This window comes from Nocardia sp. bgisy134 (assembly GCF_965341865.1).
GTDB lineage: Bacteria > Actinomycetota > Actinomycetes > Mycobacteriales > Mycobacteriaceae > Nocardia.
This window is the reverse complement of record NZ_CBDQZP010000005.1, coordinates 195,905-217,660: the sequence shown is the minus strand read 5'-3', so window position 1 is coordinate 217,660 and position 21,756 is coordinate 195,905. Positions and strand designations below refer to the sequence as shown.

General features: G+C 69.5%; 18 protein-coding genes and 2 tRNA genes. 7 read left to right on the top strand and 13 right to left on the bottom strand.

Annotated features, from left to right (window positions below):
- Nucleotides 1–135: 135 nt before the first annotated feature.
- Together ACRWNM_RS11820 and ACRWNM_RS11815 are read right to left on the bottom strand one after the other, a co-directional pair.
- The gene (locus ACRWNM_RS11820) at nt 136–612 is read right to left on the bottom strand and encodes a nucleoside deaminase (RefSeq protein ID WP_431966532.1); all 477 of its coding nucleotides are present in this window, start codon (nt 610–612) and stop codon (nt 136–138) included.
- A 13-nt stretch (nt 613–625) separates the two neighbouring features.
- Nucleotides 626–1,165, bottom strand: coding sequence for a tRNA adenosine deaminase-associated protein (locus ACRWNM_RS11815; RefSeq protein WP_431966530.1), 540 nt, complete (start codon nt 1,163–1,165; stop codon nt 626–628).
- 58 nt (nt 1,166–1,223) lie between these two features.
- Here ACRWNM_RS11815 and ACRWNM_RS11810 point away from each other — a divergent pair, with 58 nt between their 5' ends.
- The gene (locus ACRWNM_RS11810; RefSeq protein WP_431966528.1) at nt 1,224–2,171 is read left to right on the top strand and encodes a prephenate dehydrogenase; all 948 of its coding nucleotides are present in this window, start codon (nt 1,224–1,226) and stop codon (nt 2,169–2,171) included.
- 17 nt (nt 2,172–2,188) lie between these two features.
- Here ACRWNM_RS11810 and ACRWNM_RS11805 read toward each other — a convergent pair whose 3' ends face one another.
- From ACRWNM_RS11805 to ACRWNM_RS11795, 3 genes are all read right to left on the bottom strand, one after another.
- Nucleotides 2,189–2,794, bottom strand: coding sequence for a putative glycolipid-binding domain-containing protein (locus tag ACRWNM_RS11805; protein ID WP_431966526.1), 606 nt, complete (start codon nt 2,792–2,794; stop codon nt 2,189–2,191).
- Between the two features lie 112 nt (nt 2,795–2,906).
- Nucleotides 2,907–4,799 carry an ABC transporter ATP-binding protein gene (locus tag ACRWNM_RS11800; protein WP_431966524.1) on the bottom strand — a complete coding sequence of 631 codons (1,893 nt, stop codon included), beginning with the start codon at nt 4,797–4,799 and terminating at the stop codon, nt 2,907–2,909.
- Nucleotides 4,796–6,649, bottom strand: a complete 1,854-nt coding sequence (locus tag ACRWNM_RS11795; RefSeq protein ID WP_431966522.1) for an ABC transporter ATP-binding protein — start codon at nt 6,647–6,649, stop codon at nt 4,796–4,798. The genes ACRWNM_RS11800 and ACRWNM_RS11795 overlap by 4 nt, the downstream gene beginning before the upstream one ends.
- Nucleotides 6,650–6,805: 156 nt before the next feature.
- Between ACRWNM_RS11795 and ACRWNM_RS11790 the strand changes: the two genes are divergently transcribed.
- Entirely contained in the window at nt 6,806–7,084 is a 279-nt protein-coding gene (locus tag ACRWNM_RS11790; RefSeq protein WP_431966520.1) for a putative quinol monooxygenase, read from the top strand.
- Between the two features lie 50 nt (nt 7,085–7,134).
- Here the strand turns inward: ACRWNM_RS11790 and fadD32 are convergent, their stop codons facing one another.
- Both fadD32 and ACRWNM_RS11780 read right to left on the bottom strand, forming a co-directional pair.
- Nucleotides 7,135–9,054, bottom strand: a complete 1,920-nt coding sequence (gene fadD32 / locus ACRWNM_RS11785; protein ID WP_431966518.1) for a long-chain-fatty-acid--AMP ligase FadD32 — start codon at nt 9,052–9,054, stop codon at nt 7,135–7,137.
- A gap of 3 nt (nt 9,055–9,057) precedes the next feature.
- Nucleotides 9,058–10,308: a KasA/KasB family beta-ketoacyl-ACP synthase gene (locus tag ACRWNM_RS11780; protein WP_431966516.1), complete on the bottom strand. Its 1,251-nt coding sequence runs from the start codon at nt 10,306–10,308 to the stop codon at nt 9,058–9,060.
- A gap of 304 nt (nt 10,309–10,612) precedes the next feature.
- On the opposite strand from ACRWNM_RS11780, the gene ACRWNM_RS11775 reads away from it, so the two are divergent.
- From ACRWNM_RS11775 to ACRWNM_RS11765, 3 genes are all read left to right on the top strand, one after another.
- The gene (locus ACRWNM_RS11775) at nt 10,613–11,767 is read left to right on the top strand and encodes a DNA cytosine methyltransferase (RefSeq protein WP_431966514.1); all 1,155 of its coding nucleotides are present in this window, start codon (nt 10,613–10,615) and stop codon (nt 11,765–11,767) included.
- Between the two features lie 4 nt (nt 11,768–11,771).
- Complete coding sequence (locus ACRWNM_RS11770) at nt 11,772–12,191, top strand: very short patch repair endonuclease (RefSeq protein ID WP_431966512.1); 420 nt, start codon at nt 11,772–11,774, stop codon at nt 12,189–12,191.
- A gap of 273 nt (nt 12,192–12,464) precedes the next feature.
- Nucleotides 12,465–13,175, top strand: a complete 711-nt coding sequence (locus ACRWNM_RS11765) for a DUF998 domain-containing protein (RefSeq protein WP_431966510.1) — start codon at nt 12,465–12,467, stop codon at nt 13,173–13,175.
- On the opposite strand, the gene ACRWNM_RS11760 is transcribed toward ACRWNM_RS11765, so the two are convergent.
- Complete coding sequence (locus ACRWNM_RS11760) at nt 13,162–14,739, bottom strand: esterase-like activity of phytase family protein (protein ID WP_431966508.1); 1,578 nt, start codon at nt 14,737–14,739, stop codon at nt 13,162–13,164. The two genes, ACRWNM_RS11765 and ACRWNM_RS11760, sit on opposite strands and share 14 nt — an antisense overlap.
- Nucleotides 14,740–14,827: 88 nt before the next feature.
- Between ACRWNM_RS11760 and ACRWNM_RS11755 the strand changes: the two genes are divergently transcribed.
- Nucleotides 14,828–15,247: a RidA family protein gene (locus ACRWNM_RS11755; protein ID WP_431966506.1), complete on the top strand. Its 420-nt coding sequence runs from the start codon at nt 14,828–14,830 to the stop codon at nt 15,245–15,247.
- A 69-nt stretch (nt 15,248–15,316) separates the two neighbouring features.
- A complete protein-coding gene (locus ACRWNM_RS11750) occupies nt 15,317–16,045 on the top strand; it encodes a maleylpyruvate isomerase family mycothiol-dependent enzyme (RefSeq protein ID WP_431966504.1) in 729 nt (242 codons plus the stop codon).
- 7 nt (nt 16,046–16,052) lie between these two features.
- Here the strand turns inward: ACRWNM_RS11750 and ACRWNM_RS11745 are convergent, their stop codons facing one another.
- From ACRWNM_RS11745 to ACRWNM_RS11725, 5 genes are all read right to left on the bottom strand, one after another.
- Nucleotides 16,053–18,839, bottom strand: a complete 2,787-nt coding sequence (locus ACRWNM_RS11745; protein WP_431966502.1) for a CHAT domain-containing protein — start codon at nt 18,837–18,839, stop codon at nt 16,053–16,055.
- 2 nt (nt 18,840–18,841) lie between these two features.
- Nucleotides 18,842–20,248 (bottom strand): lipase/acyltransferase domain-containing protein, encoded by a 1,407-nt coding sequence (locus ACRWNM_RS11740; protein WP_431966500.1) that lies wholly within the window; start codon nt 20,246–20,248, stop codon nt 18,842–18,844.
- Nucleotides 20,249–20,644: 396 nt separating this feature from the next.
- Nucleotides 20,645–20,717, bottom strand: a tRNA-Arg gene (locus tag ACRWNM_RS11735).
- A gap of 35 nt (nt 20,718–20,752) precedes the next feature.
- Nucleotides 20,753–20,842 (bottom strand) — tRNA-Ser (locus ACRWNM_RS11730).
- Between the two features lie 91 nt (nt 20,843–20,933).
- Nucleotides 20,934–21,647 (bottom strand): dienelactone hydrolase family protein, encoded by a 714-nt coding sequence (locus tag ACRWNM_RS11725; RefSeq protein ID WP_431966498.1) that lies wholly within the window; start codon nt 21,645–21,647, stop codon nt 20,934–20,936.
- Nucleotides 21,648–21,756 lie beyond the last annotated feature (109 nt).

The window sequence follows — 21,756 nt, the reverse complement described above, 5'->3', positions numbered from 1 at the left end:
CGCGGCCCCGGTAAATGGGGGCGGTCCCGCTGCCGCGGCCCCGATAGATGAGGGCGGTCCCGCTGCCGTGGCCCCGGTAAATGAGGGCGGTCCCGCTGCCACGGGCCCGGTAAGCCCCGGTAAACGGGGGCGGGCTCAGCGCTGGGTGCGGAAGAAGTTGTCGAGGAGGGCGGCGCACTCCGGTTCCAGGACGCCGGCGCGGACCTGCGGGCGGTGATTGAGCCGACGGTCGCGCACCACGTCCCACAGCGAGCCGACGGCGCCCGTCTTCGGCTCCCACGCGCCGAACACCAGCCGCCCGACCCGCGCGAGGACGAGCGCGCCCGCGCACATCGTGCACGGCTCGAGCGTGACCGCCAGGGTCGCGCCCTCCAGCCGCCAGCCGTCCCCGTGCACCGCGGCGGCGCGGCGCAGCGCGAGCACCTCGGCGTGCGCGGTCGGGTCGCCGAGCGCCTCCCTGGCGTTGGCGGCGCGGGCCAGCTCGCGACCGGACGCGTCGAAGACCACCGCACCGACGGGCACATCGCGCGGATCGGCGGCCGCGGCCGCGTCGAGCGCGGCGCGCATCATCGCGACGTCCGAGACGAGCGGGTTCTCGGGCAGCACAGTCATGCGCGCACCGCGATCACCGCGGCAGCTTGTCCAGTATCGCCGAGAGTTCGGTGGCGAAGCCGAGGCGCTGGGCGATCATGCCCAGCTGCTCGTCCGGGTACAGGTCGGTCTCGGCGAGAATCACGCTGAGCACCGGCTCGGGCAGGCCCAAGTCGGCCAGTACCGCGAGATCGCCCTCTTCCCACGGTTCGATGTCGTCGATTTCGTCGGGATCGATATCGGGGATTTCGATGTTCAGTGCCTCGAGCACATCGGCGGCGATGTCGTAATCGATCGCGGCCGTGGCGTCCGAGACCAGCAACCTGGTGCCGCTCGGCGCGGGCCGCAACACGATGAAGAACTCGTCGTCGATGTCCAGCAGACCGAAGACCGCCCCCGAGCTGCGCAATGCCTTCAGCTCGTTTTCCGCAACGGACAAATCGGTGAGCGCAGCCTGGGTCAACGGACTACACCGCCATTTGCCTTCTTCGCGGACAACCGCCACTGCGAACCCTTCCACGTCGTCGTAATCTTCCGACGCCGCCCTGTTCGTGCCCGAGCGCTGTGCTGCCATGGCCGCAACGGTAGTCGGCTCGAGCTCAAATGTTGAAGTCGTATGCGAATCTGTTCCGGTGACTCGCGACCAGAAAGCACCGGTGTGTGTCCTCGGGACGGGCCTGATCGGCGGTTCCCTGCTACGCGCCGCCGTGTCGGCGGGCTATACGGCATTCGGTTACAACAGATCGCAACCCGGGGCGGCCGCCGCACGTGCCGACGGTTTCGACGTGGACGACGACCTGCCCGGCGTGCTCGGCCGGGCCGCGCAAGCCGACGCGTTGATCGTGATCGCGGTGCCGATGCCCGCCGTCGATCACATCCTCGCCTCGGTGGCCACCTTCGCGCCGGAATGCATGCTGACCGACGTGGTGAGCGTGAAAGCCCCGGTCGCCGCCGCGGTGCGCAAGCACGGACTGGCCGGGCGCTTCGTCGGCGGGCATCCGATGGCCGGTACTTCCGAATCCGGTTGGGCGGCCACGGATCCCGAGTTGTTCCGCGACGCGGTCTGGGCGGTGGGCGTCGATGCGGGAACGCACGCGGATCCGTGGCGTCGCGTGGCGTCGCTGGCGCTGGACTGCGGATCGGTGGTGGTTCCGGTGGTCGCCGAGGAACACGATCGTGCCGTCGCGCGGATCTCGCACCTGCCGCACGTGCTCGCCGAGGCGCTGGCCGTCGCGGGCGCGGGCGGCGGGCCGCTCGCGCTCGGCTTGGCCGCGGGATCCTTCCGCGACGGCACCCGGGTCGCGGCGACCGCTCCCGAGCTGGTGCGCGCGATCTGCGAACCGAACGCCGACGCGCTGCTCGCCGTGCTGGAGGAAACGCTGACGGTGCTGAGCGCGGCCCGCGACACCCTGCGCGCGGAGGGCTCGCTCGCCGACCTGACCCAGGCGGGCCACGACGCGAGGAACGACTACGAGACCGCGCGGCGCTGGGAGATCACCGACGTGCGGCCCGGCGACCACGACTGGCTGGAGCGGCTGCGCGAGGCCGGGCGGCGCGGCGGCGTGATCACCGGGGTCTGAACTCGGATGGCCCGAACTCAGATGCGTTCGGCCAGCCCCGGGTAGTCCAGCAGGAAGCCGTCCTCGTCGACGGTGACCGTCGCGCTGGAGACCGGCGACAGCACGCTGATGCCGTCGGTGCCGCTGCTGTAGACCAGGCTGGCCTCTTGAACGAGCAGATCGGGCAGGCGCACGTACACCACAGGCACCTGCACGTCGTCCACCGCGTGCTGGAGCCCGTAGCGCCGGATCGGCAGGGTGTTGAAGAACGGGCTGAGCACCACATCCACGTCGAGCGCACCCGCGAAGGTGGAGCGGACGTGGCTGCCGCCCGCGTCGACCAGCCAGTAGTTCTCCTCGTCCCTGGCGATCGAGGCGTGCCGCTCCCCCGCCGCGGTGGTCGCGCGCAGCGACAGCCGCTTGGTCGCACCGTTCTCGTCGGTGACCAGGTCGTAGGACGCGCTGAAGGCGGGGTGGTCCTCGCACGCCCCGCCGATCATGCGACCGGCGGCGCGAATGCGATTGCCGTTCAGTGTCACGCGCACCGATTCCATCCGCGTGGCGTTGTGCGCGCGCCATGTCAGAATTGCCGGCCACCGAGGTGCCGCCGGTTTGCTGTCGGGGGCGGGGGCTGGATTGGTCACGTATCTACCGTAAGCGAAAAAACCCGGCACGCTGTATTTTTGCGTCGCTCGCGGGTCCCCGTGTGGTCACGCTGCGCTACCTCCTCCTGGCCCGTCGCGAACGCCGCGGGCATCACACCAGTGACTCGCGCCACGCGGCGTGCAGTCCGGCGAAGCGGCCGGTGCCCTCGATCAGCTCGGCGGGGGCGCCGTCCTCGACGATCCGGCCGTGTTCGAGCACCAGCACGCGGTCGGCGATCGCCACGGTGGACAGCCGGTGCGCGATGATCACGGCGGTGCGGTCCCGTAACACTGTCTCCAGCGCCCGCTGAACCAACCGTTCACCAGGGATGTCCAGGCTCGAGGTGGCCTCGTCGAGCACGATGACCGCCGGATCGGCGAGGAAGACCCTGGCGAACGCGACCAGCTGCCGCTGCCCCGCCGAGAGCCTGCCACCGCGCTTGCGCACGTCGGTGTCGAAACCCTCCGGCAGCTTCACGACGAAGTCGTGCAGCCCGACCGCGCGGGCGGCCGCGTGCACCTCGGCATCGGTGGCGTCCGGCCTGCCGAGGCGGATGTTGTCGGCGACCGACCCGGAGAACAGGTAGGACTCCTGGGTCACCATGACGACAGTGCGCCGCAGGTCGGCATCGGAGATCCGGCGCAGATCGATCCCGTCCAGCGTGACCGTGCCGCCGGACGGGTCGTAGAACCTGGTCAGCAGCTTGGCCAGGGTCGACTTGCCCGCACCGGTCGCACCGACGAGGGCGATGACCTGCCCGGCCGGGATCTCCAGCGAGAACTCGGGCAGCACCGGCCCGCGCCCCGCCGCGTCGGTCGCCTCCGGTCCGGGCTCGGCGTCGTAACCGAACCACACCTCGTCCATCCGCACCGCGCCCGCGGCCTTGCCCAGCGGCACCGGATCCTTCGGTTCCGGCACCGAGGGCTCCTCCTCCAGCACGCCGGAGATCTTCTCCAGCGCCGCGGCGGCGGACTGGTAGGAGTTGAACACCTGGGCGAGCTCGTCGAGCGGGCCGTAGAACTCGTTGAGGTACAGCAGGTACGCGGCCAGCACGCCGACGGCGAGGTTGCCCTCGATCACCTGCCACGCGCCGACCACGATGACGATCACCGTGGTGAGGTTGCCGAGCAGCCGGGTGAGTCCGGCGTAATCGCCCATGCCGCGCATGGCGGCGGTGGTCGCGGTCCGGTACTCGGCGTCCTCGACGGCGAGCACGGCCTCGTTGCGCTGCTCGCGGCGGAACGCCTGCACCGCGCGCATGCCGCCCATGGACTCGACGAACTGCACGACGACCTTGGCGATGGCGCCGCGGGTGCGCCGGTAGCCCGCCCGCTGCCTGCGCTGCGCCCACCTGGTCACCAGCGCCAGCGGCACGAAACCGACGAGCACGATGGCCGCGAGGGTCTGGTCCAGGTAGACCAGCAGCACCGCGATGGTGACCACCGAGAGGATCGCGCTCAGCGCCTGGTTCAGCGCGCTCTCCAGCAGTTCCTGGAGCGTTTCGATATCGCCGGTGAGCCGGGCGACCGCCTTGCCCGAGGTGTACTTCTCGTGGAAGCTCACGCTCAGCCGCTGCATGTGCCCGAACAGCCGCACGCGCAGGTCGAACAGCACGCTCTGGCTGAGCCTGCCCGAGACCCGCAGGAAGCTGAAGGTGGTGCACACGCTGATGCCGACCACGGCGAGGTAGCCTGCGACGGTCAGCGTCAGCGGCGTCCAATTGCCCTTGGCGCCTTCGGAAATGCCGGTATCGAGCCCGTAGGCGACGAACAGCGGCGCCGAGACGGTGGCCGCGTTGTCGACCACGATCAGCACCAGCGCCAGCACCGCGAGCCTGCGGTACGGGCGAACCAGGTCGAGCAGCAGCCGCCGGGATCGCCCGGCCAGCACCAGGTTTCCGGTCTCGGTGACCTCTTTGTCCTCGCTGGCGATGCCACGCCAGTCGGCGACCTCGTCGACCGAATCCGGCTCGCTCACCGCGTCTTTCGACACGGTCTCGGTCACGCTTCGCCTCCCATCAATTCGCGGTAGCGGGCACTGCTGCGCAGCAGTTGGTCGTGGCTGCCCTCGGCGACGATGCAGCCCTCGGCCAGCAACGCCACCCGATCGGCCAGCGCCGCGGTGGACGGCCGGTGCGCGACGAGCAGCGTGGTCGCGCCGGCCAGCACGGTGCGCAGCCGTTCCTGCACCCGCTCCTCGGTCTCCACGTCCAGCGCCGACAGCGGATCGTCGAGCACCATGATCCGGGGGCGGTCACCGGCGCTCGCGCGGCCGAGCACCGCGCGGGCCAGGGCCAGCCGTTGCCGCTGGCCGCCGGACAGGCTCAGGCCCTGCTCGCCGATCCTGGTGTCGAGGCCCCACGGCAGCTTGTCCACGAAATCCGTGGCCTGGGCGATGTCCAGCGCGCGGCGCACGTCCTCGTCGGTGGCCTCCGGGTCGCCGAGCGCGACGTTCTCGCGCACGCTGGCCGAGAACAACACCGGGTCCTCGAACGCGACCGCCACCACCGAACGTAGGTCCGACACCCGCATCGAGGCGATGTCGATGCCGTCGATGGTGATCACGCCGCCGGTCACGTCGTAGAGCCGCGGAATCAGGTTGAGCAGTGCGGTCTTTCCGCTGCCCGTCGCGCCGACCAGCGCCACCGTCTCGCCTGGCCGCACCTTCAGCGAGACGTCGCGCAACACTTCGCGTTCCGTGTCCGGCATCGGGTCCTTGCCTTCGTCCTCGCCGCGCGGGAACGCGAAACGCACACCGTCCAAGGTCAATTCGCCCGCGATACGCTCCGGCAGCCGCACCGGATCGGCGGGGTCGGTGATGTCGACCGGGGTGTCGATGATCTCCCAGTAGCGATCGGCGGCGGTGCGCGCGTCGTTCAGCTCGGCGAGCAGGAAGCCGGTCCAGATGATCGGCCACTGGAGGAAGGTCGCCAGCGTGATGGACGCGACCAGGGTGCCGAGCGTCATCGTGCCGTGCGCCACCGCGTACCCGCCGTAGCCGAGCGCGAAAGCGATGGCCAGCTGCGGAAGGCCCATCATGGCCGACCAGAGCCTGGCGTCGAGTCGCACCTTGAGCAGTTCGGTCTGCTGCAACTCGCGCGACTGGGCGGTGAATCGCGAACCGAAGAACAGACCGCGGCCGAACGCCTTCAGGACGCGCACGCCCTGCACGGATTCCTCCGCGGTGGTGGCCAGGTCGCCGGACTGATCCTGCGAGCGCCGCGAAGCCACCGCGTAGCGCCGCTCGAACCTGGTCGCGATGAACACCAGCGGAATCGAGATCAGGCCGAAGATCAGGCCGACCCGCCAGTTCAGCAGGCACAGCACGAGCAGGCCGATCGGGATCACCACGATGTGGATCACCAGGAACGGTCCGGCGAACGCGACGAATCGCCGCAGGACGGCCAGATCGTCGACGGCGCGCGAGAGCAGCTGGCCCGACTCCCAGGCGTCGTGGCGCCCGATCGCCAGCGTCTGCAACTTGCGGAAGATCTTGGCGCGCAACGTGATCTCGAACGACGTGGCCGGTTTGGAGACCAGCCAGCGCCTGCCCCAGATGCCGAACGCCTCCAGCAGGCCCAGCAGCAGTACCAGCAGGACGGGCACCACCATCCCCCCGTAGTCGCGGTGCGCGATGGGTCCGTCGATGATGCGCGCGATCAGCAGTGGTATGACGACGGCGGTCAGCGTCGCCAGCACCGCCAAGGTGGTCGCCCCGAGCAGGGCGGCCCGGTGCGGGCGCAGGTACGGCCCGAAGCGCCGCAGGGAATGCAGGCGGCCCGGCGGCGTGCCGGCGGGCCGCTCGGGTCTGTCCGCGTCCGATTCGGCCGACGGCAACTCGAGCGTGACTGACAATGCTCCCCCTCGTGGTGTGTGGATCGCGGTGTCGAGTGATCCGGCGCCCGGCGATGTTCGCAGCGGGGTCCGACATCCCAGGGTCGCACCACGTCGCGTTCCGGCCAACCGATTTTTCGCCACACCACGAGCGGGTAGCCGGTCTAAGCTGCGGTAATGCTGATCGTCGCCGGATACCTACGGGTCATCGACCGGGACGACTACCTGGCGCGGTGCCGGGAGGTCGTCGAACAGGCGCGAGTGGCCGAGGGCTGCCTCGATTTCTGTCTCGGCGCGGATCTGCTCGAACCCGATCGCGTCAATGTGTACGAGCGGTGGTCGTCCCGCGCCGACGCGGAACGCTTCCGTGGGGAAGGCCCCTCGGGCGGATTGGAGACCCGGATCGTGGGCGCGGACGTGCGCGAGTTCGACTACACCGTCGAAACCCCCCTGTAAAAAGCATCGGCGGGCGCCCGTTCGAGAACGAGCGCCCGCCGTCGAACTACTCAGTGCATGCCCGCGCCTTCCGGTTCGCACTCCAGCCCGTCCGGGAAGGACTGCTGCCGGCACCCGCCGCGCAGCGTGCCCTCCAGATACGCGGTGCGGCAGGCCCGTCGGGCAATCTTGCCGCTGGAGGTGCGCGGGATCGAGCCCGCGGGCACCAGCAGCAGATCACGAACCGTCACGCCGTGGCGGCGCGCGATGGCGGCGCGCACCGCCTCGGCGATCGGGCCCGGATCCGCCTTGGCCGCGCCGGTACCGCGCTCGGCCACGACGACCAACTGTTCGGAGGTGTCCTCGGCGTCGAATCGCGTTGCCGCGCCGCCCTGTTCGAGTGCCTCCGCGGGCAACTGATTGGCGGGCACCGAGAACGCCGCGACGAAGCCGGGGCGCAGCGCCGTGCTGGCTTCCTGCGCCGAGAACTCCAGATCCTGTGGATAGTGGTTGCGCCCGTCCACGATCACCAAGTCCTTCACCCGGCCGGTGATGTACAGCTCGCCCTCGAAATACGCGCCGAAATCGCCGGTGCGCATCCATTTCGCGTCCTCGGCGGCGCCTTCCGCGCGACTGCCTTCCGGCAGCCTGCGCAACCGGTTGTGGAAGGTCGCCACGGATTCCTCCGGCTGACCCCAGTAGCCGATGCCCATGTTGTCGCCGTGCAGCCAGATCTCGCCGACCTCGCCGTCCTGCCGCTCCACGCTGGTCTCGGGATCGACGATCGCGGCCCACTGCGACAGCGCCACATAACCGCACGACACCTGCGCGATGGCGTTGTCGGTGCCTGGCTCGACCTGAACCATCCGGCCCGCGTTGAGCTCGCCCCTGTCCACGTAGACCACCTTGGCCTCGTCCTCGGCCTTGGTCGCCGAGACGAACAGGGTCGCCTCGGCCATGCCGTAGCAGGGCTTGATCGCGGTCGTGGGCAGACCGTAGGGGGTGAACGCGTCGTTGAACTTCTTCATCGAAGCCACCGAGACCGGCTCGCTGCCGTTGATCAACCCGATGACGTTCGACAGGTCCAATTTCTCGCCCGCCTTCGGCAGCCCGCGCTCCGCGGCGTGCTCGAAGGCGAAATTCGGTGCGGCGGCGAAGGTTCCGGCTCCGTCGGAGACCGCGGCCAGCTCCTTGATCCAGCGGTAGGGCCTGCGCACGAACGCGCTCGGCGACATGATCGTGATGAATCCGCCGCCGATGGTCGGCAGGATCACGCACAGCAGGCCCATGTCGTGGAACAGCGGCAGCCAGGTGACGCCGCGCGAATTCTCGGTGACGCCGATGGCGTCGATCATCTGCAACAGATTGGTGCCGACGGCGCGGTGGGTGATCTCCACGCCCGCGGGAATCCTGGTGGAGCCCGAGGTGTATTGCAGGTAGGCGATGCTGTCGATGTCGATGTCCGGGCGCACCCAGCTCGCGCCGACCCCGTCCGGGATCGCGTCCACGGCGACGATGCGCGGGCGCTGCGTCGCGGGCAGATGACGGAAGAGGTTCCGCACGCCCGATGCCGCGGTCGAGACCGTGAGGATCACCGCGGGAGCGCAGTCGGCGAGCACCGCGTGCAGCCGGTCGGTGTGCCCCTGCTCGCCGGGATCGAACAGCGGCACCGCGATGGTGCCCGCGTAGACGGCGGCGAAGATCGAGATCACGTAGTCCAGGCCCTGCGGGGCGAGGATCGCGACTCGGTCGCGCGGCTGCGCGACCTGCTGCAACCGGGCCGCCACCGCACGCAGCCGCACGCTGAACTGGCTCCAGGTCAGGTCTCGGTACTCGCCCTCGTGTTCGCGCGAATAGTCGATGTAGCGGTACGCGAGACCGTCCGGACTCGCCGTGGTGTGCTGGTCGACGAAGTCGATCAGTGTCTTGTCACCCGGGATCGTGATGTTGCCCTGTTCGTCCAGATAGTCGTCCACGGTCTCGCGGATCATGGCTCAGTACCTCCCGAAGGCGATCGATACGTTGTGCCCGCCGAAACCGAAGGAGTTGTTGACCGCGTACTCGATGCGGCCCTGCCGCGCCCCGCCCTTGACGATGTCGAGGTCGACGTCGGGGTCCTGGTTCTCCAGGTTCAGCGTCGGCGGCACGATGCCGTCGCGCACGCTCAGCACGGTGAGCACCGACTCCAGCGCGCCGACGGCGCCGATCGAATGGCCGAGCGCCGATTTCGGGGCGTAGACCGACGCGTGCGAGCCCACCGCCTTGCCGATCGCCCGCGCCTCGGCGGTGTCGCCGATCGGAGTCGCGGTGGCATGCGCATTGATGTGCGTGACATCGCTTTTCGCCAGCCCGGCGGTCTCGATGGCCCTCGTGATCGCCCGCGCGGCGCCGGTGCCCTCCGGATCGGGGGCGACCAGGTGGAATCCGTCGGAGGTGATGCCTGCGCCGAGCACCCTGGCGTGGATGGTCGCGCCGCGGGCCTTGGCGTGCTCCTCGGTCTCGATCACCATCATCGCGCCCGCCTCACCGAAGACGAATCCGTCACGGTCCACGTCGAACGGCCGCGAAGCGCCCTTCGGATCGCCGTTGCGGGTGCTCATCGCGCGCATCATCGTGAACGCGGCGATCGGCACCGCCTGGATGGAACCCTCGACACCGCCGGTCACGACCATGTCGGCGTCGCCCATCACGATCATCTTCCAGGCGTTGGCGATCGCCTCCGAGCCGGACGAACACGCCGAGACCGGGGTACAGACGCCCGCGCGCGCACCGACTTCCATGCCGACGCACGCGGCCGGACCGTTCGGCATGATCCACTGCACCGCCAGCGGGGAAACCTTGCGGTAGCCACCGTTCTGCAGCTTGTCGCGCTGATCGATCACGGCTTCCGCGCCGCCGAGGCCGGTGCCGATGGAAACGGCCAGCCGGTCCTGGTCGACCGAGGGGCTGCCCGCATTGCGCCAGACCTCCCGGCCGAGCACGGTGGCCATCTGCTCGACGTAGGCCAGCCTGCGGACCTCTTCGGCGCTGAGGCAGGAATCAGGGGTGACCTTCAGGTGCCCGCCGATGCGCACCGGCAGCTCGAACTGGTCGATGAACGGATCGTCGAGCACACCGATGCCACTCTCGCCGTTCAGTAGGCCCTTCCAGGTGGAGTCGACATCCCCCGCGATCGACGTGGTCGCCGCGAGGCTGGTCACCACGACATCGGGGAAGTTGCCACGCTTGGTGGACGGGAGCTGCATCAGGACTCACTTTCCTGGCGATCGCATGAGTGTTCCGGGAACTGCGCGTCGACGCCGCGGCGTCGAAAGGCCAAGCGGGAGAAGCAACCGTGGTCGTGATCCGGCCGATTCGCATTATCGAGGAGCCCGAGCTAATCCGCAGCAAGACACGCGAATCCGTACCGCGCCCGCGCCGGTGCGCCGGGGGAGCCCGATACGTCGCCGGTGGTCCTCCCGGTGGTCCGCTCCTGAGGGCTCGAGTAACGTGCTGTGCGGGGCACGGAGCGCGGACGTGTTCGCGCCCGTCGTGGAATCACGAGAAGGGATGACTGTGACGGGCGGGCGGATGGTCGGGCTGTTCGCCGGGATCGGCGGACTCGAGCTCGGCCTCGCCGAGCACGGCTGGCATTCCGAGCTGCTCTGCGAGATCGACGTAGGGGCGCAGGCGGTGCTCGCGGCCCACTTCACCGACGTTCCGCTGCATTCCGACATCACCAGACTGCGCGGCATCCCGGCGGGCACCGAACTCGTCGCGGCCGGATTCCCCTGCCAGGACCTCTCGCAGGCGGGGCGCACCGCGGGCATCACCGGCCAGCGCTCGGGACTCGTCGACGAGGTGTTCCGTCTGGTGCGCCGCAAGCGCGGTCCGCGCTGGCTGCTGATCGAGAACGTCCCTTTCATGCTGCAACTGGGCCGCGGCGCGGCCATGCGGCACATCACCGAGGCGTTGGACGAGCTCGGCTACACCTGGGCATACCGCGTCGTCGACGCGCGGGCGTTCGGCCTGCCGCAGCGCCGCCAGCGCGTGCTCATGCTGGCCTCGCGCACCGAGGACCCGCGCCGCGTGCTCTTCGGCGAGGACGCGGGCCCGCTCGAGCTCGGCGACGCCGACAGCGACCCCTGCGGGTTCTACTGGACCGAGGGCGTGCGCGGGCTCGGGTGGGCGGTGAACGCGGTACCGACCCTGAAAGGCGGGTCGGCGCTGGGCATCGCGAGCCCGCCCGCCGTGCGGCTGCCGTCCGGCGAGATCGTGACGCCGGGCTTGGTCGACGGAGAACGGCTGCAAGGCTTCGCCCCCGACTGGACCGCGCCTGCCACCACGGTGCGCGGCATCCGGCAGGGACACCGCTGGAAGCTGATCGGCAACGCGGTGAGCGTGCGGATGGCGGCCTGGGTAGGCGGCAGGCTGGCCGCGCCGCTGGATCCGATACCGCACGATCAGGTCCTGCTGCCCGGTCAGCCGTGGCCGATGGCGGCGTGGGGCCGCGCCGGGACCGCCTATCGGGTGCCGGTGTCCAGCTGGCCGGTGCACGAACCCTACGAGGACCTGAAGGACTTCCTCATCGACTCGCGATTGCTCTCCGCGCGGGCCACCGCCGGATTCCTGCGCCGGGCCGGGATGGGCACGCTGCGCTTCCCCGACGGGTTCCTCACCGACATGGAGAACCACCTGGACCGCATGGGCGGCTGGGCGGCCTGAGCCGATGATCGAGCGCCCACGCACCGACGCCGCGACCAGTGCCAGGCTGGCCAAGCAGCGGCGCAGCGGAACCGCGCCGGAATTGGCACTGCGCCGCGAACTACACCGGCGCGGCCTGCGCTATTTCGTGGACCGCGCGCCACTGCGGGGTCAGCGCCGCCGCGCCGACGTGATCTTTCCGCGGCGCAAGGTCGCGGTGTACGTCGACGGGTGCTTCTGGCACAGCTGCCCCGAGCACGCCACCTCGCCGAAGAACAACGCCGAATGGTGGGCCGCCAAGCTCGCGGGCAATGTGGCGCGCGACCGCGCCACCGACGCGACGCTGCACGACGCGGGCTGGCAGGTGGTGCGGATCTGGGAACACGAGGACCCGGCCGCCGCGGCCGATCGGGTGCAGGCAGCGCTGGGCCGGGACCCCGGCTGACTCGGGCGCGCCGCTAGCGGTTGCGCCTCCGGACCAGGGTGCGCGGTGCGTGCGCGGCGAGATAACCCGACACCACCATGGTGGCCATCATCGCCAAACCGGCGACGGCTGTCGCATATCCGATCATGGAAACCTCCTCACTCGCTTCCACTCCAGACTTGCCGGACAAGCTGACAGTAGCCTGTGCACCAGGTGGTAATGCCGTACGAACCGCTGGCAACACGCTTGTTCTTCCTCGGACTCCACACCCAGCGGTTCGGGACAATGGGCAGAGTGACCGACGACGGGAACAAGATCGCCGAACGACGCGCACCGATCGCGTCCTGGTTGATCGCCGCGGCGATCGCGGTCGCCGCGCTCTGCTATTCGTCCTGGGTGCTGGAGTTCGTGCTGCCCATCGACTCCAATCCCGTGAACGAGTTCCTCAGCGAGCTCGACGCGGAAGGCAAGCCGTACCGCGAGGTATTCGGGACGGGCGACAAGATCGTCGGGGCGCTGCTCGTCCCGGCCGCGCTCGGCGGGCTGCTGATCTTCCCCCGGCGCAGGCTCACGACCGTCGGCTGGGTGGCGCTGGCCTGCTTCGGCGCGTCGACCATCGCCGACGCGCTACTCCCGCTGCGCGACTGCACCCCGGGCGAGCCGGGCTGCGGCGGGCCGAGCGAGCTGTTTCCGCAGCTGCACCAGCCGCACGCGCTGACGAGCACGCTCGCGGTCACCTCGATCGCGATCGCGGTCTTCGCGTTCAGCCTCGCGGCGTTCCGCTACCACCGCTGGCGGATTCTGCGCGAGTTCGGGGTTGTCGTGCTGGTGCTCGGGTCGGCGGCGACGGTGTGGCTGCTGGTGGCCGACAACCTGCCCGGCGAGTACGCGCTCGGCATCGCCCAGCGCATCCAGGTCGGGTCCATGTCGCTGTGGCTGCTGACGCTGGCCGTGGCGGTGGTCGTCGAGGGCAGGGAATGGACCGAACCGATCAGCCGACCTTGACGTGCACCCGGTGGGTTTCGGTGGCGGCGGGCAGCTTCGCGGTGTCGACGACGAGGATCTCGCCGGTGTCCTGGCGCCCGTCGGGCAGCGTCTTGGGCTTCAGCCGGAACGGCGGCTGCTCGCCCTCGCTCGCCGCCAGGCCGAAGTCGCTGTCGTTGGCGATGTAGATCGTCTTGCCGCCGTCGGTGCTCGCGATGCCCTCGACCTTGTCGTGGCCGAAGAAACGGCCCTGCGCGTCGAGACCCGCCACCAGTGCGGTCAGATCCAGGTTGCGCTGCTTGGCGACCGGCGTGATGCCCGCCTTGCCAAGCGCCACCACCGCGTCGTCGGTCGAGACCGGGCCGACCAGCGTCTCCAGCGGTTTGCCGTCCACGAGCAGGCCGCCGCGCTCCGGGTCGTACTGCGCGCCGGGCACCTTCGACTCGGGGCCGACGTCGGTCGCGCCGGAGGTGTCGATGGTCCAGATCTTCTTGTCCGACTTCGGGGCCAGGTTGCCGTCGCGCTCGTCCACCAGGAAGGTGGTGGCGCTCAGCGCGGTGATCTCGGAGACCGCGACCTTGGTCTGCTTCGGATTCGCCAGCGGGTAGACGAATTCGCGCTGCGCCTTGGTCTTCAGGTCGACGGTGACGATGCGGGTCATCGGCACGTCCTTGGCCGACCCGTCCAGAGCGGGTGTCTTCAAACCGCTTTGGACGACGCCGACCAGGGTGTTGCCGTCCGGAGTGACGGTCAGTCCCTCCATGCCCTGGTTCGGGGTGCGCAGCGCGAGTTCCTTCGGCAGACCCGCGCCGGGGGCGAGGCGCTCGATCTCCTTGCCGGTGGCATCGAAGTGCACCAGGAACGGGCCGTATTCGTCGGAGACCCAGAAGGTTCCGTCGGGCAGTGCGACCAAGCCCTCCGGGTCGAGGCCGTGATCGGTGGCGGGCAGCACCGCGCCGTCGAGGTCCTTGATGGTCTCGCCGGTGTTCGCGGCCACGTCGACCTGGCCGTTGAACGGGGTGCCGTCGGCGCGGCGCAGCTCGATGGTGGACTGGAGCACCGCGCGGGCGCCGTCCAGCTCGAACCGGCCGATCTTGGGAACGAATCGGGGTGTCGGCGCCAGCTTTTCGTTCTTGCCGGGACCGTCCACGTTCGGGCCGCGGTCGGTGAGGCCGTAGAACTCGTCGGCGCGCCCGGGCACCGGGGTCCACGCGGAACCGAAACCGCTGCCCTGCACGGTGATTCCGCCGAACTCGCCGAGCGGCGGAATGTCGGTGGCGTACAGGCGGACCGCGTCGCTCGTGGTGACGGTGAAACCGTCCGTTCCGCGGTACCCGGCGGCCGGGGTGTATTCGAACGCGCCGTCGGCGCGGCGGACGACCGTGCCGTGCTCCGGCTCCGCCGTCACCGCGATCGGGGTGCGTCCGCCGGTCGCGGCCTGCAACTGGTCGAGCGTGATCACCACCGAACGGTCTTGTGCGGTACCGAAATCGGCGCCGTCGCCCTCGGCGGCGCACCCCGCGGCCGTGGTGGCCACGCAGACGATCGCGGAGCAGGTGAGCAGGAGACCGGGTCTGGCAATCACCCGGCATGCCTATCGCGCCGACCCATCGCGGAGTCGACGCCGGGGTCAATTGTTGGTCACGGCGGACACCGGCGGCCATGCTGTCGCCATGACCAAGCGTGTGAACATCTCCTCCGAATCCGAGTTCGAAGACGTCGTCGGCTACTCGCGAGCCGTGCGCGTCGGCGACTTCGTCGCGGTCAGCGGGACCACGGCCGCGGCGCCGGGCGGTACCGCCGTCGGCGGGGACGACATCAGCGAGCAGACCAGGGAAGCCCTGCGCCGCATCGCGGCCGCGCTCGACGAAGCCGGTGCGCGCATGGCCGACGTCGTCCGCACCCGGATCTTCGTCACCGACATCGGCCGGTGGCCCGAGGTCGCCGCCGCGCACGCCGAGGTGTTCGGGTCGATCCGGCCCGCCGCGTCGATGTACGAGGTGAAAGCGCTCATCACGCCCGCATTGCTGGTGGAGATCGAGGCCGACGCGGTCGTCGCCGATGAGCGCTTGGATCAGCTCGTCGCTGGGTAGGCGTCCACGCCGGCCGCGCGCGCGCGTTTTCGACGGCTGCGTCCGGCTGCGCCCATTAGGGTCGACACCGTGACCAGCGACGCGCAGGATCCCACACCGCACGATCTGCTCGACCAGGTCGCCGACGCGACCGCCCGGTTGCTCGAGACCGTGAGCGGTCTGCGCGACGGTGACGTCATCGAACCCTCGCTGCTGCCAGGCTGGACCCGCGGGCACGTGCTCGCCCACCTCGCCCGCAACGCCGACAGCCTGGTCAACCTGCTGATCTGGGCGCGGACCGGCATCGAGACCCCGCAGTACGCCAGCTCCTTCGTGCGCGAATTCGACATCGACGCGGGCTCGCCGCGACCGGTCGCCGAACAACTCCGCGACATCGAGGCCGCCGCCAACCGCTGGTCCGCGCTCGCGAGCACCGCGTCGCGGGAGAACTGGAGCGCTACGGTCCGCACCCGCGCGGGCCGCGCCATCCCCGCGGCCGAGATCGCCTGGATGCGCCTGCTCGAAGTCGAAATCCACCACGTCGACCTCGCCGCCTCCTACACCCCCGCCGACTGGCCTGCCTCCTTCGTCGCCCGCGCGCTCCCCCGCGTCACCGCCGACCTCGCCAAAGTTCTCGACCCCGACACCCCGCCCTTCGACGTCCGAGCCGCCGACCTCGACTTCGCCGCCTCGCTCGCCCCCGGCGACCCGGCGCACACCGTCCTCGGCCCGGCTCCCTCTCTCCTCGCCTGGCTCATCGGCCGCTCCCCCGGCCGAGATCTGTCCGGTCCGTTGCCCGACCTTCCCGCGTGGCGCTGAGCCGCCGTCAGCGATCCGGTTGGGCGAAGAATTCGACGCCATCGGTGATGGTCTTGACCAGCGTGCCGCCCGCGACCAGATTGTCGACCAAGGCGATGGCCTGATCCGATCTGGCGGCCGTCTTGGCGAGTACCTGTGGCAGGTCGAGCCTGCCCGATCCGATCGTTTCGACGATGTCTTGTTTGCGCAGCCTGTCCAGCGCGGCCGCCACATTCAGCCGTCGCACCACGCGCCCGTCCGCGAGCTGCTTCTGTTCGGCGGTCTCCAGCAGCAGGGCTCGGACGTGGGCGGCGTCGAGCGTGCGATCGGTGGCCCAGACGATGAGCGCCGCGATGGCCGCTTCGTACGCCGCCGACGTGCCGGGCAGCGTCCGGGCGGCGACGACATCGATAGGCCCGGCACGGTCCTCGATGGTGCCCGCGATCAATACGCGCCCACGCGCCGCGCCCGGGACTTCCCCGAGCCCCGAGTCCGCGGTACAGACGACGAGATGGTCCGAGCCGTCGAGCATCGCGGCGTCCGGGACATCGTCCGCCACGACGATGTCGGCGCCCGCCTGCTGGACGAGCCGATCTCGATCCGCCACACCCTCGAGGGAGATCACTTCGGCGAACACGGCGGCGCTGTCGCCGGTTCCGAAGGGCACCGCCCGTCCGGCTACGCCGTGTTCTCCGGCGAACTGGGTGATCGTGCGCGCGAGCTCACCGGCGTCCGACATCGGCCCTGCGAGGGCGAGCCGCAGCGGGCGCTCCCTCCTGCCCAGGTCCGTCGCGGCGGTGAACAGATCCTGAGCGTTCACCGGTGCGGCGACTTCCTCGATGTCCTGGCGCGCGAGGTTCGCGAGCGATTCCGCCGTCGGGGGTGTCGGACAGGCCCGCACTCGGTCGGCGAGCTGGTCCCACTGTTCGAGGTGCGGCAGATCGGCGTACAGGCGCGAAAGGGCGGTCGGTCCGAACCGGATGAGGACCGGCTGATTACGGCGGATCCACTGCCACACCTCGGGCCAGGCCAGCAGGTCCAACCGTATTTCCCTGGTCCGCGACGGCATGTCGGCGCGGTCGGTCAACCCGGCGACGCCGTTGGTCGAGGTGATCGCGACCCGTGCGGGCAGGCGCCGATCCAGCATTTCCGCCAGCGCGCGCAGCGTAGCGGCACCTCTCGTGTCGTCGGCGAGCAGCTCCGCCTCGTCGACAGCGAGTACGAAGCGCGTGTGCTCGAGTTTGCCGAGCAGGTTCCGCCAGAGATCGGTCGGGTCCTTCGCCAGGCGGTCGCGCGGCACCCGCAGGCCGCTTTCGGCCATCGCGGCGGCTACGGCGTCATGCAGTATCCCGACCGGATTCTGATCCTGACGTTTGCGTTCCGCCTCTTCGAGCAACCAGCGCGCGCCGACGAACACCCGGACGACGTCGTCGTCGAGATCATCGAGCACGCGGTCCATGAACGCCGACTTGCCGCTGCCCGCAACTCCTTTGACGTGCAGCAGCCGAGCCTGCGCGGTTCCCGCCAGTACGTCGATGGCCTGCCGCAGCTCGATCAGTCGCGAGATGAACCTGCGGTCGCCCTGCACGATGCCGAACGGGCGGTAGACGCGCGGCGGCAGGTCGATCGGCTTGCCCGCGCTGCGCTTGTCGATCAGCGCGCCTGGCTCGTTGGCGCCGACGTGCAGCGTCGGCACCACCCAGTTCAGCTTGGTTCCACCGGCGGACTCGTCGGCCGCGATCTCCTGCCTGGCCATGCGCAGCGCCGTCACGACGGAGTGCCCTGCGGTGATCGCTTCGTAGAACGAGCTGGTGAAGATCTTCTCGGTGTCGAACGGCAGCACCGTCTGCATGCCGATGACCATCGGGCACACGGCGCGCACGAAGTGGTCGGCGGTGGACATCTGACCGCGCCAGTCGTCGCCTGCGACAGCGGCGGGGGCCCGCGCGGTCTCGCACCCCGCGAAGACCGCCAGCCGCAAGTCGGGTAGTTCGGAGAGAATGTCACAGAGTTCCCGGTTGTGGACGAAACGGCCACGGCCGCCCGCGTCTTCGAGCTTGAAGCCGTTCGGCGCGGCATGCCCGAGATAATGGAATATCTGGAATCCATCGGACTGGCAGCGAATGGTCCGACGGATTCGTTCGGTCGACGGCCGGTCCTCTACGACGACGTTGAGCTTGCCCTGCCGCACGAGGGGGCGCAGCCCGTCGAGCAGCGATCGCTTCGCCTCGTACAGGTCGAACAGCGCCTCCTGGTTCTGCTCGCCGACCTTCGGCATCGGGCTGGACATGACGATCAGGACGTTCAAGGGCGCCTTGATCGGGTCTTGGGCCTGCTGAACCGGATAGGTGCGGAAGCGCCCGAGCCGCAGAATGTGGGTGTCACGAGCGCAGGCGAGGAGGTCGACCCCTCTGGCGATGCCACTCTCCGGGTCGAGCAAGAGCTCCCACGGCCAGGCGTTGACGTGCTGGGGCGCCGATTGGACGCGTACGAGCACCTGCGCCCCGATGTGGCGGGCGGCGCCGCGTGTTCGCGCGAACAGATTGCGGATCTCGGGTACGTCGAACACCAGTCGCGTCAAGATACGTCCGACCTCGACGGCGGCCGGTTCGGCGCCGGAACAGGCGTTGCGCACGACCGCGTTGAGCCACTCGGACGGCGTTTCGAAGCCGTGGGACAGAGCCCAGGTGGGCGGCGTCCGCGGCACGGCGTACACCGCTCCCTGGGGCGAGGATGCCGAGACCCACACGCGCCCACCGGCATCCAGCACACTGATGTCGAATCGGTGGAAGGCTTGCGTGGGCTCCGGCGGCATCGTTATCCCGGCCCTTCCGCGCTGCGGGCTAGCTCATCGAGATCTATTACGCTCACCAGATCGGTCACCGGGTGGACGGTGTCGGCGGCCACGGTCACCCGGTAGTCACCGGGGAGCAGGTTCGCCAGGGTCACCTGCCGCCAACCGTCGGACGCCTCGGTCAGCGGATGCACGCTGGACACGCCGCGGCCGAGATCCTCCACCGTCGCGACCAAGGCCGCCTCGCGGGCGGCGGTCTTCGCGCGGACGACCATCGGTTCGGCGGTGGTGACGTCCTCCACCTCGAGCGCGACCGGGTCCTGCACTGCGGGAAAGACATCGACGCCACCGAACTCGGCGGTACGCAGCACGCCGCCGACGTGGTCGAGCACCGGATCGTCGTTCTGCAGCGAGCCGTGCTTCTGGCTCACGAACGAGGCGTTACGCCAGCCGTCCATCAACTCGTGCGGGATGGCGGACACCTTCGGGACCGTGCCGTCGCCGCCGTCCTCGCCCGCGGCCTTGCGCGCCCACAGCACCTCGATCCGGTCGTCGGCGAATCGCGCGGCCCACCTTGTCGGCTGGAAGTCGCCGATGACCGGCCGGATCTCGTAACCGGGTCCGGTTTCGGCGATCCGGTCGTCGACCTGCTTGCGCAGGCCGCGATGCAGCTCGACGGCGGCCCGCAGACGGTCGGCGTCCACGCCGGTCCTGCTCCAGTCCAGGCTGGGGTCGTCGAGATTCAGCCACGTACCGTCGGGCCCTGCCACACAGCGGTACGACGGCAACAGCTGATACGCCGAGGTGAACGAGCGCAGCAGGTCGGAGAGGTCGACGTCGAACGGCCCCCAGTTCTTGCGGAAACCGTTCGCGAGGAATTCGAGCGCGTTGATCGACCCGGAATAGGGCGTCCCGAAGGTGATCAACGTGCGGGTGTCCTTCCATCCGTCGAACTGCTCCAGGTAGAGCCGCGAGACGATACCGCCCATCGAGTGCCCGATCAGGACCAGTTTCGCGTCGGCGTTGCCGGACTTCTCCCGCCAGTTCCGCAACCAGTCGTGCGCCGACCTGGCGAGCTTCACCGCGGCGACCCGGTTGTCGCGCCGCCAGTCGTAGGGAAACTCGAAATAGTTCTCGCCCGCGACCGCCCCGAACCGCTCGACCAGTTGTTTGCGGCACCGGGTGTAGCCGTCGATCTTCCAATCCAGACCGGGCACTATGTGCAGATCCGGCACCACCCGCGTCGCGACGACGCCGTCCACGTCGTCGACGGCGGGATCGTCGCCGTCCAGCCGCAGCCGCTTGATGCTGCGGCCGAGAGACAACACACCGCGCAGGACCGCGCCCGGCGTGGGAGCCCACAGCTCCTTGCCATCGCGTGCCAGCACGGAGCCGCCGATCCCCGGGATCAACACGACCACGTCACGCATGTCCGGCCTCCGTCCGTTCGTGTGTGATCTCCACGCTCTCGCGTTCTGTGGCCGGAATCACGAGTACTCGGGTACTCGAAAGACCTGGTCAGGCCTGCGCGCGGCGAGGCCGCGATGATCGAGACCGGAGGCCGTCACCAGGCGATTCGTCGGGCGAACCGCCCGACTTGCCGAGCGCCGGCGAGAAATGCGTGTACGCAACGACTTCCGGACCCGGCCGGCACGATCGGTCCGCCTCCGCCCCGAGATTCCCCCATCCCCGCCCGCACCGCATGCGTACCCCGCTACCCACGTTCCCCAATGGTCACTACGCATACCGGCCGGTCGGCCTCCCCGACCATTCGCACTCGCATGACAAAGGCCCCTCCCGAGTGCGGGAGGGGCCTTTCGACAAAGTGCGCCCGAAGGGATTCGAACCCCTAACCTTCTGATCCGTAGTCAGATGCTCTATCCGTTGAGCTACGGGCGCATTACCTTTTCAGTTGTCACCCGGCGAACCGGGTGTGGCGGAGGCGAGAGGATTTGAACCTCCGGTCCCCGTGAAGGGACAACTCATTAGCAGTGAGTCCCATTCGGCCGCTCTGGCACGCCTCCTGGAGCCTTCTCTTCGAGGGCACCGGTCCTTTCGAACCGCCGAGCATGAAGGTTACATGACCCAACGTCCGGATAACAAAACGCCTGGTTATCAGCGTAAGTTGCTGTCGAACCAGTCGAAGATCCGGGTTTGGGAGTCGATGGCGGAGTTGCCGTCCTCGTCCTCGGCGTCCGGGGTGTCCGCGCGGTGGTGCAGACCGGGGTAGGTGACCACGAGGCTGGCGACGCTGGCCTGGGCGGCGGCGTCGCGCAGACGGTCGACGTCACCGGGCGGGGTGGCCGGATCGTCGGAGCCGAACAGGCCGAGCCAGGGGGCCTGGAGGTCGGGGGCGACGCGCACGAGCGCCTCGGCCTCGTCGGTGAGCGGTTCGGTGATGCCGGAGGCGGCGATGCTGACCGCGGCGCCGATGGGCCGGTTGGTGGCGACGAGGAAGGCGGCGGTGCCCGCGTGGTCGAAGCCGAGCACGCCGATGCAGTCGGGGAAGACGCCGCGCCGGGTCAGCCAGTCGAAGCAGGCGTCGAAGTCGTCGAAGAGCTCCTCGCCGAAGACCTCGTGCGCGGGATCGCCGTTCGCCCGATGGAACAGGTTGGGCGCGACGACGGTCCATCCCTCGGTGGCGAGCGCGCGCATGAACTCGAGCAGTGCGCCGGTGAAGTCCCGTGATTCGTGCAACACCACGATTCCGCCGCGCGAATTACCCTCCGGTTCGATCACGGTGATGGGCACCCGGCGGCCTTCGATGGGGCGCTGCTCGAGGTCTTCGCCACCACGTAGCGGGGCGATATCGTCATAAATGCCCGACATGGAACCAGCCTAGGGCGAGCCGCTGTTCTTCGCGAGAAATTGCACGTGAGCGGCCATTACCCGCAACATTTCCGGAATGGAAGCCGCGATTCCGGCGCCTTCGGACGAC

Coding starts and splice junctions, on each gene's coding strand:
- ACRWNM_RS11820 (WP_431966532.1), bottom strand. CDS start 612: ATGACTGTGCTGCCCGAGAACCCGCTCGTCTCGGACGTCGCGATGATG.
- ACRWNM_RS11815 (WP_431966530.1), bottom strand. CDS start 1,165: ATGGCAGCACAGCGCTCGGGCACGAACAGGGCGGCGTCGGAAGATTAC.
- ACRWNM_RS11790 (WP_431966520.1), top strand. CDS start 6,806: ATGCTGATCGTCGCCGGATACCTACGGGTCATCGACCGGGACGACTAC.
- fadD32 (WP_431966518.1), bottom strand. CDS start 9,054: ATGATCCGCGAGACCGTGGACGACTATCTGGACGAACAGGGCAACATC.
- ACRWNM_RS11780 (WP_431966516.1), bottom strand. CDS start 10,308: ATGCAGCTCCCGTCCACCAAGCGTGGCAACTTCCCCGATGTCGTGGTG.
- ACRWNM_RS11775 (WP_431966514.1), top strand. CDS start 10,613: ATGACTGTGACGGGCGGGCGGATGGTCGGGCTGTTCGCCGGGATCGGC.
- ACRWNM_RS11770 (WP_431966512.1), top strand. CDS start 11,772: ATGATCGAGCGCCCACGCACCGACGCCGCGACCAGTGCCAGGCTGGCC.
- ACRWNM_RS11755 (WP_431966506.1), top strand. CDS start 14,828: ATGACCAAGCGTGTGAACATCTCCTCCGAATCCGAGTTCGAAGACGTC.
- ACRWNM_RS11745 (WP_431966502.1), bottom strand. CDS start 18,839: ATGCCGCCGGAGCCCACGCAAGCCTTCCACCGATTCGACATCAGTGTG.
- ACRWNM_RS11740 (WP_431966500.1), bottom strand. CDS start 20,248: ATGCGTGACGTGGTCGTGTTGATCCCGGGGATCGGCGGCTCCGTGCTG.
- ACRWNM_RS11725 (WP_431966498.1), bottom strand. CDS start 21,647: ATGTCGGGCATTTATGACGATATCGCCCCGCTACGTGGTGGCGAAGAC.